At 66.9% G+C, this 14485-nt stretch carries 13 protein-coding genes; 9 read left to right on the forward strand and 4 right to left on the reverse strand.

The features are described from left to right. Positions 1-66 precede the first annotated feature (66 nt). The 7 genes from hemJ to DFP88_RS05995 all read left to right on the forward strand — a co-directional run bounded on the left by hemJ (position 67) and on the right by DFP88_RS05995 (position 7380). A complete protein-coding gene (gene hemJ, locus DFP88_RS05965; protein WP_110813554.1) occupies positions 67-519 on the forward strand; it encodes a protoporphyrinogen oxidase HemJ in 453 nt (150 codons plus the stop codon). A 130-nt stretch (positions 520-649) separates the two neighbouring features. Next, positions 650-1924 (forward strand): transcription termination factor Rho, encoded by a 1275-nt coding sequence (gene rho, locus DFP88_RS05970; RefSeq protein WP_110813555.1) that lies wholly within the window; start codon positions 650-652, stop codon positions 1922-1924. 7 nt (positions 1925-1931) lie between these two features. Further along, positions 1932-3218, forward strand: a complete 1287-nt coding sequence (gene mnmE, locus DFP88_RS05975; protein ID WP_110813556.1) for a tRNA uridine-5-carboxymethylaminomethyl(34) synthesis GTPase MnmE — start codon at positions 1932-1934, stop codon at positions 3216-3218. Positions 3219-3220: 2 nt separating this feature from the next. Continuing rightward, positions 3221-5098 (forward strand): tRNA uridine-5-carboxymethylaminomethyl(34) synthesis enzyme MnmG, encoded by a 1878-nt coding sequence (mnmG, locus tag DFP88_RS05980; protein WP_110813557.1) that lies wholly within the window; start codon positions 3221-3223, stop codon positions 5096-5098. Beyond that, a complete protein-coding gene (gene rsmG, locus DFP88_RS05985) occupies positions 5098-5703 on the forward strand; it encodes a 16S rRNA (guanine(527)-N(7))-methyltransferase RsmG (protein WP_110813558.1) in 606 nt (201 codons plus the stop codon). Before mnmG ends, rsmG begins: the two co-directional genes overlap by 1 nt. Then, positions 5693-6505, forward strand: a complete 813-nt coding sequence (locus tag DFP88_RS05990) for a ParA family protein (RefSeq protein ID WP_281268155.1) — start codon at positions 5693-5695, stop codon at positions 6503-6505. The genes rsmG and DFP88_RS05990 overlap by 11 nt, the downstream gene beginning before the upstream one ends. Then, on the forward strand, positions 6502-7380 hold the full coding sequence (locus DFP88_RS05995) for a ParB/RepB/Spo0J family partition protein (protein ID WP_110813559.1): 879 nt from the start codon (positions 6502-6504) through the stop codon (positions 7378-7380). Before DFP88_RS05990 ends, DFP88_RS05995 begins: the two co-directional genes overlap by 4 nt. Before the next feature lie 14 nt (positions 7381-7394). Here DFP88_RS05995 and hemW read toward each other — a convergent pair whose 3' ends face one another. From hemW to rph, 3 genes are read right to left on the reverse strand one after another with little or no spacing between them, the layout of a single operon-like run. Continuing rightward, positions 7395-8537, reverse strand: coding sequence for a radical SAM family heme chaperone HemW (hemW, locus tag DFP88_RS06000; RefSeq protein ID WP_110814155.1), 1143 nt, complete (start codon positions 8535-8537; stop codon positions 7395-7397). A gap of 19 nt (positions 8538-8556) precedes the next feature. Next, positions 8557-9195: an RdgB/HAM1 family non-canonical purine NTP pyrophosphatase gene (gene rdgB / locus DFP88_RS06005; RefSeq protein WP_110813560.1), complete on the reverse strand. Its 639-nt coding sequence runs from the start codon at positions 9193-9195 to the stop codon at positions 8557-8559. Beyond that, positions 9192-9899: a ribonuclease PH gene (rph, locus tag DFP88_RS06010; RefSeq protein WP_110813561.1), complete on the reverse strand. Its 708-nt coding sequence runs from the start codon at positions 9897-9899 to the stop codon at positions 9192-9194. The genes rdgB and rph overlap by 4 nt, the downstream gene beginning before the upstream one ends. Positions 9900-10066: 167 nt before the next feature. On the opposite strand from rph, the gene hrcA reads away from it, so the two are divergent. Together hrcA and DFP88_RS06020 are read left to right on the forward strand one after the other, a co-directional pair. Next, complete coding sequence (gene hrcA, locus DFP88_RS06015) at positions 10067-11098, forward strand: heat-inducible transcriptional repressor HrcA (RefSeq protein ID WP_425450813.1); 1032 nt, start codon at positions 10067-10069, stop codon at positions 11096-11098. Between the two features lie 41 nt (positions 11099-11139). After that, positions 11140-11772: a nucleotide exchange factor GrpE gene (locus DFP88_RS06020; RefSeq protein ID WP_110813563.1), complete on the forward strand. Its 633-nt coding sequence runs from the start codon at positions 11140-11142 to the stop codon at positions 11770-11772. A gap of 81 nt (positions 11773-11853) precedes the next feature. On the opposite strand, the gene mutS is transcribed toward DFP88_RS06020, so the two are convergent. After that, positions 11854-14472 (reverse strand): DNA mismatch repair protein MutS, encoded by a 2619-nt coding sequence (gene mutS, locus DFP88_RS06025; protein WP_110813564.1) that lies wholly within the window; start codon positions 14470-14472, stop codon positions 11854-11856. Positions 14473-14485: the final 13 nt, after the last annotated feature.

Genomic DNA, 14485 nt, shown 5'->3' on the forward strand with positions numbered 1-14485 from the left:
ACATCTAACACCTTCATCCCTTTTAAAATCTTCGATTTAAAGAGAGATGCCCGACCGGAGACGCGCATGACCGACTGGCTGATCACGGCCTATCCTTGGACCAAGACCGGCCATATCGTCGCGATGGTCGCCTGGATGGCGGGCATGTTCTATCTGCCGCGCCTCTTCGTCTATCACGCGGAACGCGCGCAGACGGGGGACGAGGTCGATGCGACGTTCCGGGTCATGGAACGTAAGCTACTGAAACTGATCATGAATCCGGCAATGATCGCGACCTGGACGTTCGGGCTTCTGCTGGTTCTCACGCCGGGCGTGGTCAGCTGGAGCGAGCCCTGGCCCTGGATCAAGGCCCTGGCCGTGCTGGGGATGAGCGGCCTTCACGGCTGGCTGGGAGGACGGCAGCGCGACTTCGAACAGGGACGCAACCGGATCCGAGGCCGGTCTTTCCGCATGATCAACGAGATCCCGACCCTTCTGCTGCTGGTCATCGTCGTCGCCGTCGTGGTCCGCCCCTTCTAGGCCCGGATCCGGGCGCGCGATTGACGCGGAACGCGCCGTCGCCTATGTGACCCCTGTACCCCCGTCCGGGGGCTGCATCTCATTTCCCAGCTTTGACGAAGCCGGCCCGACGCCGGCGAGGATCCGTTTCATGTCCCTGGACCGTTTGAACCTGTCCGATCTCAAGGCGCAAAGCCCCAAGGATCTCCTGAGCCTCGCCGAAGAGCTGGAGATCGAGAACGCCTCGACCATGCGCAAGGGCGACATGATGTTCGCCATCCTCAAGGAGCGCGCGGAAGAGGACTGGGTGATCGGCGGCGACGGCGTCCTCGAGGTGCTCCAGGATGGCTTCGGCTTTCTCCGCAGCCCCGAAGCGAATTACCTGCCGGGTCCCGACGATATCTACGTCAGCCCCGACATGATCCGGATCCATTCGCTGCGCACCGGCGACACCGTCGCCGGCGTGATCAGCGAGCCGGGCGACAATGAGCGCTACTTCGCGCTGATGAGCGTCGAATCGATCAACTTCGAGGCGCCGGAGAAGGCGAAGCACAAGGTTGCCTTCGACAACCTGACGCCGCTCTATCCCGACCAGCGCCTGACGATGGAAGTCGAGGGCGAGCAGCCGACGCGCGACCGCTCTGCCCGGATCATCGACCTCGTCTCGCCCATCGGTAAGGGCCAGCGGAGCCTGATCGTGGCGCCGCCGCGGACCGGCAAGACGGTGCTGCTGCAGAACATCGCCAATTCGATCGAGAAGAATCACCCCGAGTGCTACCTGATCGTGCTGCTCATCGACGAGCGGCCCGAAGAGGTCACCGACATGCAGCGCAGCGTGAAGGGGGAGGTCGTCTCCTCGACCTTCGACGAGCCTGCAACGCGCCACGTCGCCGTCAGTGAGATGGTGATCGAGAAGGCCAAGCGCCTGGTCGAGCACAAGCGCGACGTCGTCATCCTGCTCGATTCGATCACCCGCCTCGGCCGCGCCTTCAACACCACCGTGCCCTCCTCGGGCAAGGTGCTGACCGGCGGCGTCGATGCCAACGCGCTGCAGCGTCCGAAGCGATTCTTCGGCGCCGCGCGGAACATCGAGGAGGGCGGGTCCCTCACCATCATCGCGACCGCGCTGATCGATACCGGCAGCCGCATGGACGAGGTGATCTTCGAAGAGTTCAAGGGCACCGGTAACTCCGAGATCGTGCTGGACCGCAAGATCGCGGACAAACGGGTCTTCCCGGCGATGGATATCCTCCGCTCCGGGACACGGAAGGAGGATCTGCTTATCGAGAAGGGTGATCTGCAGAAGACCTATGTCCTCCGCCGGATCCTGAACCCGATGGGGACAACGGATGCGATGGAGTTCCTGATCTCCAAGCTCAAGCAGACGAAATCGAACGCAGAATTCTTCGATTCGATGAACACCTGAGGGTGTCATGTCCGCCCAGACGATCTTCGCCCTGGCCACGGCGCGGGGCCGCGCCGGCATCGCCGTCATCCGGCTTTCGGGGCCCGATGCGCTGACGGCCGCTGCCGCCCTCGCGGGGGCATTGCCCGAAGCGGGTCGCAGCCTGCGCCGCCTGCATGACGGGGATGGAGAGATCCTGGACGAGGCGCTCGTCCTGACATTCGCTCCGCGTCGCAGTTTTACCGGCGAAGCCGTCGTGGAGTTCCAATGCCACGGCAGTATGGCCGTGGTGTCCGCTGTCCTGGGCACGCTGGGGCAGAACCCGCTGCTGCGACCGGCTGAAGCCGGTGAATTTACGCGGCGCGCGCTGGAGAATGGGCGGCTGGACTTGGCCCGGGTCGAGGGGCTCGCCGATCTCATCGACGCGGAGACGGAGGCGCAGCGCCGTCATGCCGTACGCGTCTTCGGCGGTGCGCTCCGCGCCCTTGTCGAAGGCTGGCGGGCCGATCTACTGCGCGCTGCGGCCCTGATCGAGGCCACGATCGATTTCGCCGACGAAGATGTCCCTGTCGACGTGCTGCCCGAGGTTGCGGAGCTGCTGAACGGCGTGATGGGAGAGGTGCAAAGCGAGTTGCGGGGAATCGGCGCGGCCGAGCGGCTTCGCGAGGGCTTCGAAGTCGCCATCGTCGGGCGCCCGAACCTCGGAAAGTCCACTCTTCTCAATCGCTTGGCAGGACGCGACGCCGCCATCACCTCGACCGTCGCGGGAACGACCCGTGACGTCATCGAGGTGCGCATGGATCTGGCCGGGCTGCCGGTGACGCTCCTCGATACTGCCGGGTTGCGCGAGAGTGCCGATGAGGTCGAACGGATCGGGGTCGAGCGGGCGAAGGCGCGGGCGGCGCAGGCGGACCTGCGGGTGCACCTGGTGCAGAATGAGGGCGACGCGCCGGAAATAGGTCTTGAGGCCGACGATATCATTCTCGTGGCCAAGAGCGACTCGCCCAGACCGGGCGGAATCTCCGGGGTAACTGGCGCTGGCGTCGAGGAGTTGATCGGCCATATCGGCGAGACGTTGTCCCGCCGCGCGGCCGGGGCAGGGACCGCGTCTCGAGCGCGGCATCGGCGATCCCTGCTGATCGCGGACGAGCATCTGGGTAGGGCCCTTGAATTGATCGGCCAAGGGGCAGATAACCCGGATCTCATCGCCGAAGAGCTGCGTCGCGGAATTCGGGCGCTCGAGGAAATGGTCGGCCGCATTGATGTAGAAGAGGTTCTCGGAGAGATATTCTCGAGCTTCTGCATCGGAAAGTGAGGATGTTCCACGTGAAACATTCAGCATTTGACGTCATCGTGGTCGGAGGCGGCCATGCCGGGGCCGAGGCGGCCCATGCCGCGGCGCGATCCGGCGCCCGGACAGCGATGATCACGCTGCGGCTTTCGGGCATCGGCGTCATGTCCTGCAACCCGGCCATCGGCGGGCTTGGCAAAGGGCATCTCGTTCGCGAGATCGACGCCTTGGACGGTCTGATGGGTCGGGTCGCGGATCGCGCCGGGCTACAGTTCCGGCTTCTTAACCGGCGGAAGGGCCCGGCCGTGCAGGGGCCCCGCAGCCAGTCGGATCGCGAAGTCTACCGCACCACGATGCTTGAGGCGCTGCAGGGTACGCCCAATCTGACGATACTCGAGGCCGAAGTCTCGGATCTTAAGGTCGCCGGTGAGGAGGTTCAGGGCGTATTCCTGGCCGACGGGTCGGAGATCACTGCCGCCGCCGTCGTTCTGACGACTGGCACCTTCTTGCGCGGTGTCATCCATATCGGTGAGGAAAGCCGCGAGGGTGGCCGCGCGGGTGATAACGCGTCGAACGCCTTGGCCCGGCGCATCGCGGATCTGGGGCTGCCGCTTGGGCGGTTGAAGACCGGTACGCCGCCACGGCTTGCGCGGAACTCTATCGACTGGGACAGCCTCGAGGAGCAGCCCGGCGACGCCGACCCCGTCATGCTGTCGTTCCTGAGTAAGGGGCCCAGCCTGCGCCAGGTCTCCTGCGCCATAACGCATACGAATGCCCGAACGCATGAGATCATCAGCGAGAATCTGACGCGGTCGGCGATGTACGGTGGCTACATGTCGTCGATTGGTCCGCGCTACTGCCCCTCGATCGAGGACAAGGTTGTCCGCTTCGCCGACAAGACCTCTCACCAGATCTTCCTCGAGCCGGAGGGTCTGTCCAGCGATCTGGTCTACCCGAACGGCATCTCCACATCCTTGCCGGCGGCGGTGCAAGACTACTACGTTCGGAGTATCAGAGGCCTCGAACAGGCTATCATCGTGCAGCCCGGCTACGCGATCGAGTACGATTACATCGACCCAAGAGCCCTGCGCCCCTCATTGGAGGTGAAGGATGTCGGTGGCCTTTATCTGGCTGGCCAGATCAACGGCACCACTGGCTATGAGGAAGCAGCGGCGCAGGGCCTCTTCGCCGGCATCAACGCCGCGCGGCGTGGTCGGGAGCAGGAGGCGATCGGCCTGAGCCGGAGCACCTCCTACCTGGGCGTGATGATCGACGACCTGACGACGCGTGGCGTGACTGAGCCGTACCGGATGTTTACGTCGCGAGCTGAGTTCCGCCTCAGTCTTCGCGCCGATAATGCGGATCAGAGGCTGACACCGCTGGGGCGAGAGACTGGTTTGGTTTCGGATGATCGTTGGACTGCCTTCCAGAAGAAGGTGGCCGACATTGCAGAAGTCCGCGCAACGGCTCGCGACCAAATCGTCTCGGCCACACAAATGGTGGCGGTTGGCCTGACTCCTCCCTCGAGCGGCGAAAAGCGATCGCTGTTGGAGGTCATGGCCTCGGCATCACTCACCGCAAATCAGGTAAGTCAACTATGCGAGCCGCTTGGTGCGTCTGACAATTCTATCGTTCAGCAGGTTCAGACCGAAGCGCTGTACAAGACTTATGAGGATCGTCAGAGCAGGGATGCCGCTGCCTTGCAGGCGGAGGAAGGCAAGGCGCTTCCGGCCGATCTAGATTACGACGCGATTGATGGCCTGTCGTCCGAAATTCGTCGCAAGCTGAAGGATCATCGACCGGCCAACCTCGGGCAGGCGGCGCGCATCGAAGGTATGACTCCCTCCGCCAGCTTGCTGCTCATCGCTGCGCTGCGCCGTCGTGACCTTGCTAGGGCGTCGTGATGCACGAAGTATCAAGCGATGTTTCACGTGAAACGGAGGAAAGGCTGCAGAGGTTCGCCGATCTCCTCAGGAAGTGGTCGAGCAAGATAAACCTCGTGTCCGCAAGAGACATAGAGTTTCTTTGGGATCGCCATATCCGGGATTGCCTGCAACTCCTTCCGCTCGTGCCTCAAGGCGCCACACGATGGGTCGACATGGGCAGCGGTGGCGGGCTGCCCGGCGTCGTCTTGGGCTGCGTCTTCGCAGACGGAAACGGGCCCAGGATGACGATGATCGAAAGCGATCAGCGCAAGGCGACCTTCCTGCGGACTTGCATTCGCGAGCTGAACCTGCGTGCCGAAGTGATCTCTGAGCGCGTCGAGAGGGTGGAGCCTCAAGCCGGAGATGTCGTTAGCGCCCGGGCCCTCGCCGCCCTCCCGGACCTTCTGCCATGGGTTCATCGCCATCTTGCGCCAGACGGTGTCGCCATCCTGCCCAAGGGGCGCACCGCAGCCTCCGAGATCGCCGCGGCGCAGCAGCACTGGCACTTCGATTTGCAGCAGACGGCCAGCGCATTCGGCGATGGCAGCATTCTCGTTCTAAGGGATATTCAACGTGCCGCCTGAAACCAGCCGTCGACTGCCGCGTATCCTGGCGGTGGTGAACCAGAAGGGCGGGGTGGGAAAAACTACGACCGCCATCAACCTTGGCGCCTCGCTCGCGGCCTCGGGGCGGCGTGTTCATCTCGTCGATCTTGATCCGCAGGGCAACGCATCGACGGGTCTCGGGTCGGAGGCGATGACGCGGGACCATTCGACCTATGACCTCCTGCTTGGCGATGCGGCTCTGTCAGAGGCCTCGCGGCCCACGCAGATCGAGAACCTGTGGCTCGTGCCCTCGACTAGCGACCTGAGCTCCGCTGATATCGACCTGATGACGAACGAGCGGCGGACACATCTCCTGCGGAATGTCCTTCGGGCAGAGAGTGTCGCCTCTCTCGGCGCCGATTACGTGCTGATCGATTGCCCGCCTTCGCTCAACATCCTGACCCTGAACGCGATGGTGGCCGCAGATGCCCTCGTGGTGCCGTTGCAGGCCGAATTCTTCGCGCTCGAGGGGTTGTCGCAGCTCATGCTGACCCTGCGCGAAGTGCGACAAAGCGCGAACCCGGCGCTGCGCATCGAAGGGGTGGTCCTGACCATGTACGACCGTCGAAACAACCTGTCTCAGCAGGTGGAGGCGGACGCGCGCGGGACCCTGGGGGAGATGGTGTTCCAGACCGTCATTCCCCGCAACGTCCGACTGAGTGAGGCGCCGTCTCATGCGCTGTCGGTTCTTGAGTATGATCCGCAGTCCAGCGGGGCGAGGGCCTACAAGGCGCTTGCCGGAGAATTGATGGCGCGGGAAGCAAGGGAGGTCGCCGAATGACCGACAAGACAGTGAGGCCGCGTGGCCTCGGGCGAGGGTTATCTGCGCTGATGGCTGATGTATCGACCCCCGAACCGGAGGCGCACAAACCGCGCCGGCCGGACCTGATGGTCCCGGTGGAGCGGATCTTCCCGAACCCGGACCAGCCGCGCCGCCATTTCGCGGAAGAGGCCCTGGCCGAGCTTGCCGCCTCGATGAAGGATCGCGGCGTCATTCAGCCGCTCATCGTGCGGCCCCATGACGACGGCGAGCGATACGAGATCGTCGCCGGTGAGCGTCGGTGGCGTGCGGCTCAACTGGCGCAGCTGCACGAGGTGCCTGTCCTGGTGCGGCATTACACCGACACCGAGGTTCTCGAGGTCGCGATCATCGAGAACATCCAGCGCGCCGACCTCAATCCGGTCGACGAAGCTGCCGGATATCGGCAGTTGATGGATCGATTTGGTCATACGCAGGAACAGCTGGCCTCCGCACTTGGGAAAAGCCGCAGCCACATCGCGAACCTGATGCGACTCCTCGGTCTGCCGCAAGAGGTGCAGGATCTCCTGACGGAGGGTCGTCTGACAGCGGGTCATGCCCGGACGCTCGTCGGCAATCCTCGCGCCTCCGAGATCGCGCAGCAGATCGTGGCGAAAGGGTTGTCGGTTCGGGCGGCCGAAGCGCTCGCTCGCAAACCCGATGCGGCGCCGAGGCCGCGGAAGCCGCGTCCGGAGAAGGACGCCGATACCCAGGCCATCGAGCGAGAGCTGTCGGCTACGCTGAAGATGGGCGTGACGATCGATCATGCGGCGGACGGGCAGGGCGGCAGCCTGACCCTGAAGTACCGCGACCTCGAGCAGCTGGACGATCTGCTCCGCGCCCTCTCAGGCGACTGAGGCCGAAGCCCCCGTCACAGAAGAGCGCGGAGAACTCCGTTGAGGACGGGCCGACCGGTGGGCGTGACCTGCAGGCGCTCGCCGGTCAGCCTGATCAGGCCGTCGTCTTCCAAGTCATTGATGTTGCTAAGTTTATCGCGCAGAGGACCCAGTCGACCCAGGTCCACGCCCTCGGACATGCGCAGGCCCATCAGCAGCAGTTCCTCGTCACGGGCCTCTGCCGTTAGCGCCTCGCGTGCCGATTCGCCGTGGCCTTGGCCCTCGACGGCTGCAAGCCAGGCGCCGGGGGCGCGCGGTGCCTCGGTGGCGTAGCGGGTGCCGGCATGGGTCAACCGGCCATGTGCGCCGGGCCCGATCCCGGCCCAGTCGCCGCTGCGCCAATAGATCAGGTTGTGCCGGCTTTCCGCACCCTCGCGGGCATGGTTCGACACTTCGTAACCCGACAGGCCTGCGGCCTCGGTTTCCTCTTGCGTGATGTCCCACAGGTCAGCGGCGCGATCCTCGTCCGGCAGCCCCTTCAGCTTTCCGGCCGCCAGGCGTGCGCCGAAGGCCGTGCCCTCTTCGACCGTGAGCTGGTAGAGCGACAGGTGATCGGGCGCGAGCGCGAGGGCCTGTCGAAGCTCCTCGCGCCAGGCCTCGGGCGTTTGATCCTGCCGGGCATAGATCAGGTCGAAGCTGACGCGCTCGAACAGGTCACGCGCGGTCTCGACCGCCGAGAGGGCCTGCTCTGCACTGTGCAGGCGGCCCAAATGCTTGAGGTCGGCGTCGTTCATCGCCTGCACGCCGAGCGAGACGCGGTTGACGCCGGCGGCGCGGAACCCTTCGAGCCGCGCCGCTTCGACGGAGGTTGGATTGGCCTCCAGCGTCACTTCCAGGTCGTTGGCGGGGGTCCAGTGCCGCGCAATCCGGTCGAGGATCGCGCCGACGAGGGCAGGGGGCATCAGGCTGGGCGTGCCGCCGCCGAAGAAGACGGAGGTCAGGATGCGCCCGCGGGTCTCTTCCGCGATCCGGTCGATTTCGGAGAGGAAGGCCCTTTGCCAGCGGTCGTGGTCCACGAAGGCCACGACATGGCTGTTGAAATCGCAGTAGGGACACTTCGCCTGGCAGAAGGGCCAGTGCAGGTAGAGACCGAAGCCCCCGACCTGCCAAGGCTCCAGACCGGCGGAGGTGCCGCCCTCAGCCAATCGCAGTGTCTCCGCGCGGGGACAGGCAGCCCTCGACGAAGGCGGCCAGCGCCTTGCCGCGGTGGCTGATCCGGCTCTTCTCCTCGGGGGTCATCTCGGCAAAGGTCCGGGTCTCGCCCTCGGGCTGGAAGATCGGGTCGTAGCCGTGCCCCTGCGTGCCGCGCATCGGCCAGACGATCTGTCCGGGCATGCGCCCTTCGAAGACACGGTCCTCGCCATTGGGCCAGGCCAGCACCAGCGTGCAACAGAAAGCGGCGGTCCAGGGCTGGGGGGCGGCGCTGTCCTGCAGCTCCTCGCGCACCCGGTCCATCGCCATGGTGAAGTCGCGGCCATTAGGCGTCTCGGCCCAATCGGCGGTATGCACGCCCGGCTTCCCGCTGAGCGCATCGATCACGACGCCGCTGTCATCGGCCAGCGCGGGAAGGCCGGTCGCCTTGGCGGCGGCATGGGCCTTGATCCGGGCATTGCCGACAAAGGTTTCCTCTGTCTCCTCCGGTTCCGGCAGGGCGTGATCGGCGTTCGAGGTTACCGTCAGCCCGTGCGGCGCCAGAAGATCGCGCAGCTCCGCCAGCTTTCCAGCGTTATGCGTGGCCACCACGAGGGATTCGCCAGCGCGCAGGCGCCGGCTCATGCCGATGCCGCCTTCTGCATCTCGGCCAGCTGGGCGCAGCCGCCTTCGGCCAGGCCCAGAAGCTGGTCCATCTCGGCATGGCTGAAGGTCGCGCCCTCGGCGGACATCTGGATCTCGATCAGCTTGTCGCCGGTCAGCACGAAGTTCCCGTCGACCCCGGCCTCGCTGTCCTCGGCGTAGTCGAGGTCCAGCACAGCCTGCCCGGCATAAAGACCGCAGCTGACGGCGGTGACCGGCGCCGAAAGCGGGTCGGTGGTGATCAGCTTGGCCTTCATCAGCCGGTTCACGGCCAGCCGCAGGGCGACCCAGCCGCCGGTGATCGAGGCGCAGCGGGTGCCGCCATCGGCCTGGATCACGTCGCAATCGACGGTGATCTGCCGCTCGCCCAGGGCGTGGCGGTCGATCCCGGCACGCAGCGAGCGGCCGATCAGGCGCTGGATCTCCTGCGTGCGGCCGGTCTGCTTGTCCTTGGCCTCGCGCCGGCCACGGGTGGTCGTGGCGCGCGGCAGCATGCCGTATTCCGCCGTGACCCAGCCCTGGCCAGAGTTGCGCAGGAAGGGGGGCACGCGCTCTTCGACGCTGGCGGTGCAGAGGACATGGGTGTCGCCCATGCGGATCAGGCAGGAGCCCTCGGCGTGCTTGTTCACATCCGTCTCGATGGACACTACGCGCAGCGCGTCCTTGTCGCGTCCCGATGGCCGCATCGCGGACCTCCTTCACCAATTGACGTTCCGGCCTGCGCATACTGCGCCGGCAGGGCAATTCCAACCCGTGCGCGCGGGGCGCCGTTGACGTCTGCCCCGCCCTGCCGCTAAATTCCGCCGCTGGATCAGGACCCCGCATGCCCGAGATTTCACCACGCCTCGAAGACATGAGTGACCGGACGCGCGAAGTCTTTCGCCGCGTGGTCGAGGGCTATCTCGAGACCGGGGCGCCGGTGGGATCGCGCAGCCTGACCCGCACCCTGTCCGAGCAGGTGAGCGCCGCGACGATCCGCAACGTGATGCAGGATCTCGAATACCTCGGCCTGCTGGGCAGCCCGCATGTCAGCGCCGGGCGCGTGCCGACGCAGGCGGGGCTGCGGATGTTCGTCGACGGGCTGCTCGAGGTCGGCGACGTGACCGGCGACGACCGCCGCACCCTCGACAGCTCCTCGATGCAGGGGGGTGGTGATGTCGCCAGCGTGCTCGACCGCGTGGGGCAGGCGCTTTCCGGGATTACCCGCGGCGCAAGCCTCGTCCTGACGCCCAAGCACGAGGCGCCGATCCGGCATATCGAGTTCGTCTCGCTCTCGCCCGAGCGGGCGCTGGTGGTGCTGGTCTTCGCCGACGGGCAGGTCGAGAACCGCCTCTTCACGCCGCCGCCCGGCCAGACGCAGTCCTCGATGCAGGAGGCCGGGAATTTCCTTTCGGCCATCGCCAATGGCCGCACCCTGTCGGAGCTGGGCTCCGTCGTGGACCGTGCCATCGTCGAGCGGCGGCAGGAGATCGACAGCCTCGCCCGCCAGCTGGTGGAAAGCGGCGCGGTGTCCTGGATCGACCGCGGCGAGCAGACCGAGCGGCTGATCGTGCGCGGGCGCGGCAACCTGCTGGACGGCAGCGGGGCCCTCGATCTTGACCGGATCCGGACGCTCTTCGACGACCTCGAGCACAAGCGCGATATCGCGCGGTTTCTGGGTCTGGCCGAAGAGGGCGAGGGGGTGCGCATTTTCATCGGCTCCGAGAACGCGCTTTTCTCTCTTTCGGGTTCCTCTTTGGTGGTTTCTCCTTATATGAACGCCGACCGCAGGATCGTCGGCGCCGTCGGCGTGATCGGCCCGACGCGGCTCAATTACGGCCGCATCGTGCCGCTGGTGGATTATACGGCGCAGCTGGTCGGAAAGCTGGTTTCCGACCGCTCTTGAACGACAAGACGACTACTTCAAAGGACCGACGAAGGACCGACATGGCAGAGAAAGACGAGAAGCTTCAAAGCCTCGACGAGCTGGCCGCCGAAGCGGATGCGATGGCCGATCAGGACGGCACCGAGGAGGGGCAGGCCCCAGCCGGCGCGCCGGATCCGGATGCCGAAGCCGGCTTCGACTTCACGCAGGCCGGCAGCGAGAGCGGGTCCGAGGTGCAGGCCCTGCGCGCCGAGCTTGAGGAGATGAAGGACCGCTTCGTCCGTACGCTGGCCGAGGCCGAGAACACCCGCAAGCGGGCCGAGCGCGATCGCCGCGAGGCCGAGACCTACGGCGGCTCCAAGCTCGCGCGCGACCTGCTGCCGGTCTACGACAACATGCAGCGCGCCCTTGGCGCCATCGCCGAGGAGCAGCGCGAGGCGAACAAGTCCCTCGTCGAGGGGATCGAGCTGACCATGCGCGAGCTGGTCAATGTCTTCTCGCGCCACGGCATGACGAAGATCACGCCCGAGGTCGGCGCCCGTTTCGATCCGCAGCAGCACGAGGCGATGTTCGAGGCGCCGGTGCCGAACACGAAGCAGGGCGACATCATCCAGGTGATGGCCGACGGTTTCATGCTGCACGACCGGCTTCTGCGCCCGGCGCAGGTGGGCGTCAGCTCCACGCCCGCGGCCTGATCGCCGGCTGCCGGCGGCGGAGCGAGGGGCCAGCCCCTCGCGCTCCCCGGAGTATTTCTCGAAACATGAAGGGGGCGGGCGCTAGTCCGCCCCCAGGGCCTTCAGCCTATAGACCAGATCCAGCGCCTCGCGCGGGGAGAGGGCGTCGGGGCTGACTTCGGCGAGTTCCTCTTCGATGCGGGAGGTCTGCCGTTTCGCGGGGGGCGGCGCAGCGGCGGCGAAGAGCGGCAGCTCGTCGATCAGCGCCTGCGGCCGTCCGCCTTCGCGCGCGCCGGACTCCAGCGCCTCGAGCACGACGCGGGCGCGGGTCACCACGGCCTCCGGCAGGCCCGCGAGCCGCGCCACCTGCACGCCGTAGCTGCGATCCGCCGTGCCGCGTCGCACCTCGTGCAGGAAGACGACATCGCCCTTGAACTCGCGCACCGCGACAGTGGCGGTGGCGACGCCCGAGAGCTGGCCGGCGAGCTGCGTCAGCTCGTGGTAATGCGTGGCGAAGATGCCGCGGCAGCGGTTGACGCCGTGCAGGTGTTCCAGCACCGCCCAAGCGATCGAGAGGCCGTCCCATGTGGCCGTGCCGCGCCCGATCTCGTCGAGGATCACCAGCGCGCGGTCGTCGGCCTGGTTCAGGATCGCCGCCGTCTCGACCATCTCGACCATGAAGGTCGAGCGGCCGCGGGCGAGGTCGTCGCTGGCGCCGACGCGGCTGAAGATCTGGCTGACGAGGCCGATATGGGCCTTTTTCGCGGGGACGTAGCTGCCCGCCTGCGCCAGCACCGCGATCAGCGCGTTCTGCCGCAGGAAGGTGGATTTGCCGGCCATGTTCGGCCCGGTCAGCAGCCAGAGCGGCTCTGTGCTGAGGCTGCAGTCGTTGCCGATGAAGCTTTGGCCCGCGCGCTTCAGGGCGCGTTCGACCACCGGGTGGCGGCCCCGGTCGACGCTGAAGGCGCGGCTGTCGTCGAGGTCGGGGCGGCACCAGTCCTCGCCCCGCGCGAGGTCGGCGAAGCTGCTGGCCAGGTCGACCTCGGCCAGCGCGCGGGCCAGCACGCCCAAGGGGCCGGCGGCTGCAAGCACCGCTCCGCGCAGGCTGTCGAAGAGGCGCCGCTCGAGGTCGAGGGCGAGGCCGCCGGCATTCAGGATGCGGGTCTCCAGCTCGCTGAGTTCCTGCGTGGTGAAGCGCAGCTGGTTGGCGGTGGTCTGGCGGTGGCGGAAGACCGCGTTCAGCGGCGGGGCGAGCATCTTCTCGGCATGGGTGGCGGTGACTTCTACGAAGTAGCCCAGCACGTTGTTGTGCTTGATCTTCAGGGCCTGGATGCCGCTGGTCTCGATATACTCGGCCTGCATCCCGGCGATCACGCCGCGCCCCTCGTCGCGCAGGCGGCGCGCTTCGTCGAGGTCGGCGTCGTGGCCGGGCGCAATATAGCCGCCGTCGCGTGCGAGAAGCGGCGGCTCGGCCACAAGCGCCTGGTCCAGCAGGTCGTGCAGCTCCTCGAGGCCGGTCAGGTTCCCCGCGGCCTCGGCCAGCAGGTCCGGCAGGGCGGCGCCATCGAGCGTAGCGGCGATCTGCGTCGCCGCCTCAAGCGTGCCGCGGATGGCGGCGAGGTCGCGCGGGCCGCCGCGCTCCAGCGCCAGTCGTGACAGGGCGCGGTCGAGATCGGCGGCGCCGCGCAGGTGGCCGCGCAGTGCCTCGCCGAGCTGCGGCGCCTCGGTCAGATGGGCGACGGCGGCCTGCCGCGCCCGGATCACCTCCAGCCGCCGCGAGGGGCCGGAGAGCCGCGCCTCGAGGAGGCGCGCGCCGGCGGCCGTCACAGTGCGGTCCACGGCGCCCAGAAGCGCCCCCTCGCGCCCGCCGTCCTGCGCCCGCACGAGTTCCAGCGAGCGGCGGGTGGCGGCGTCGATGCGCATGGCCGATTGCCGATCCTCGCGCTGCGGCGGGCGCAGCAGCGGCAGGCGGCCGCGCTGCGTGATCTCAAGATACTGCACCAGCGCGGCGAGGGCCGCGATCTCGGCCCGCTCGAAGGCGCCGAAGGCATCGAGCGAGGCGACCTCGTAGAGGCTGCACAGCCGTTGCAGCCCGCTGCCGCTGTCGAAGGCGCCGCGCCCCAGCTCGGTGACCACGGCGCCGGTCTCTTCCTCCAGCGCATCGAAGCCGGGGTCGGCTTCGGCGATCAGCACCTCCTTCGGGGTCAGACGTGCCAGTTCCGGCCCGAGGGCAGGGCGCGGGCAGGGCATGACAGAGACGCTGCCCGTCGACATATCGGCCCAGGCCAGCGCGCCCTCGCCCCGCACCTCTCCCCATGCGGCAAGGTAGTTATGCCGCCGCGCGTCGAGCAGGGCCTCCTCGGTCAGCGTGCCGGGGGTGACGAGGCGCACGACCTCGCGTTTCACGACCGACTTGCTGCCGCGTTTCTTCGCCTCTGCCGGATCCTCCATCTGCTCGGCGATGGCGACGCGAAAGCCCTTGCGGATCAGCGTCAGCAGGTAGCCCTCGGCGGAATGGACCGGCACGCCGCACATGGCGATATCCTCGCCCAGGTGCTTGCCGCGCTTGGTCAGGGCGATGTCCAGCGCCTCGGCGGCCGCCACGGCGTCGTCGAAGAACATCTCGTAGAAGTCGCCCATGCGGTAGAACAGCAGCGCGTCCGGAACCCCGGCCTTGATCTCGAGGAATTGCGCCATCATCGGCGTCGCGCTGTCCGTCATCCCGCCCCCATGT

Origin of the sequence: Pseudoroseicyclus aestuarii, from assembly GCF_003217255.1 — a bacterium.
Lineage (GTDB): Bacteria > Pseudomonadota > Alphaproteobacteria > Rhodobacterales > Rhodobacteraceae > Pseudoroseicyclus > Pseudoroseicyclus aestuarii.

Excerpts from the sequence above, each read along its gene's own strand:
- rph (WP_110813561.1), bottom strand. The coding sequence starts at position 9,899 with ATGCGGCCATCGGGACGCGACAAGGACGCGCTGCGCGTAGTGTCCATC.
- rsmG (WP_110813558.1), top strand. The coding sequence starts at position 5,098 with ATGCACGAAGTATCAAGCGATGTTTCACGTGAAACGGAGGAAAGGCTG.
- DFP88_RS05995 (WP_110813559.1), top strand. The coding sequence starts at position 6,502 with ATGACCGACAAGACAGTGAGGCCGCGTGGCCTCGGGCGAGGGTTATCT.
- rdgB (WP_110813560.1), bottom strand. The coding sequence starts at position 9,195 with ATGAGCCGGCGCCTGCGCGCTGGCGAATCCCTCGTGGTGGCCACGCAT.
- mnmE (WP_110813556.1), top strand. The coding sequence starts at position 1,932 with ATGTCCGCCCAGACGATCTTCGCCCTGGCCACGGCGCGGGGCCGCGCC.
- mnmG (WP_110813557.1), top strand. The coding sequence starts at position 3,221 with ATGTTCCACGTGAAACATTCAGCATTTGACGTCATCGTGGTCGGAGGC.
- hrcA (WP_425450813.1), top strand. The coding sequence starts at position 10,067 with ATGAGTGACCGGACGCGCGAAGTCTTTCGCCGCGTGGTCGAGGGCTAT.
- hemJ (WP_110813554.1), top strand. The coding sequence starts at position 67 with ATGACCGACTGGCTGATCACGGCCTATCCTTGGACCAAGACCGGCCAT.
- rho (WP_110813555.1), top strand. The coding sequence starts at position 650 with ATGTCCCTGGACCGTTTGAACCTGTCCGATCTCAAGGCGCAAAGCCCC.
- mutS (WP_110813564.1), bottom strand. The coding sequence starts at position 14,472 with ATGACGGACAGCGCGACGCCGATGATGGCGCAATTCCTCGAGATCAAG.
- DFP88_RS06020 (WP_110813563.1), top strand. The coding sequence starts at position 11,140 with ATGGCAGAGAAAGACGAGAAGCTTCAAAGCCTCGACGAGCTGGCCGCC.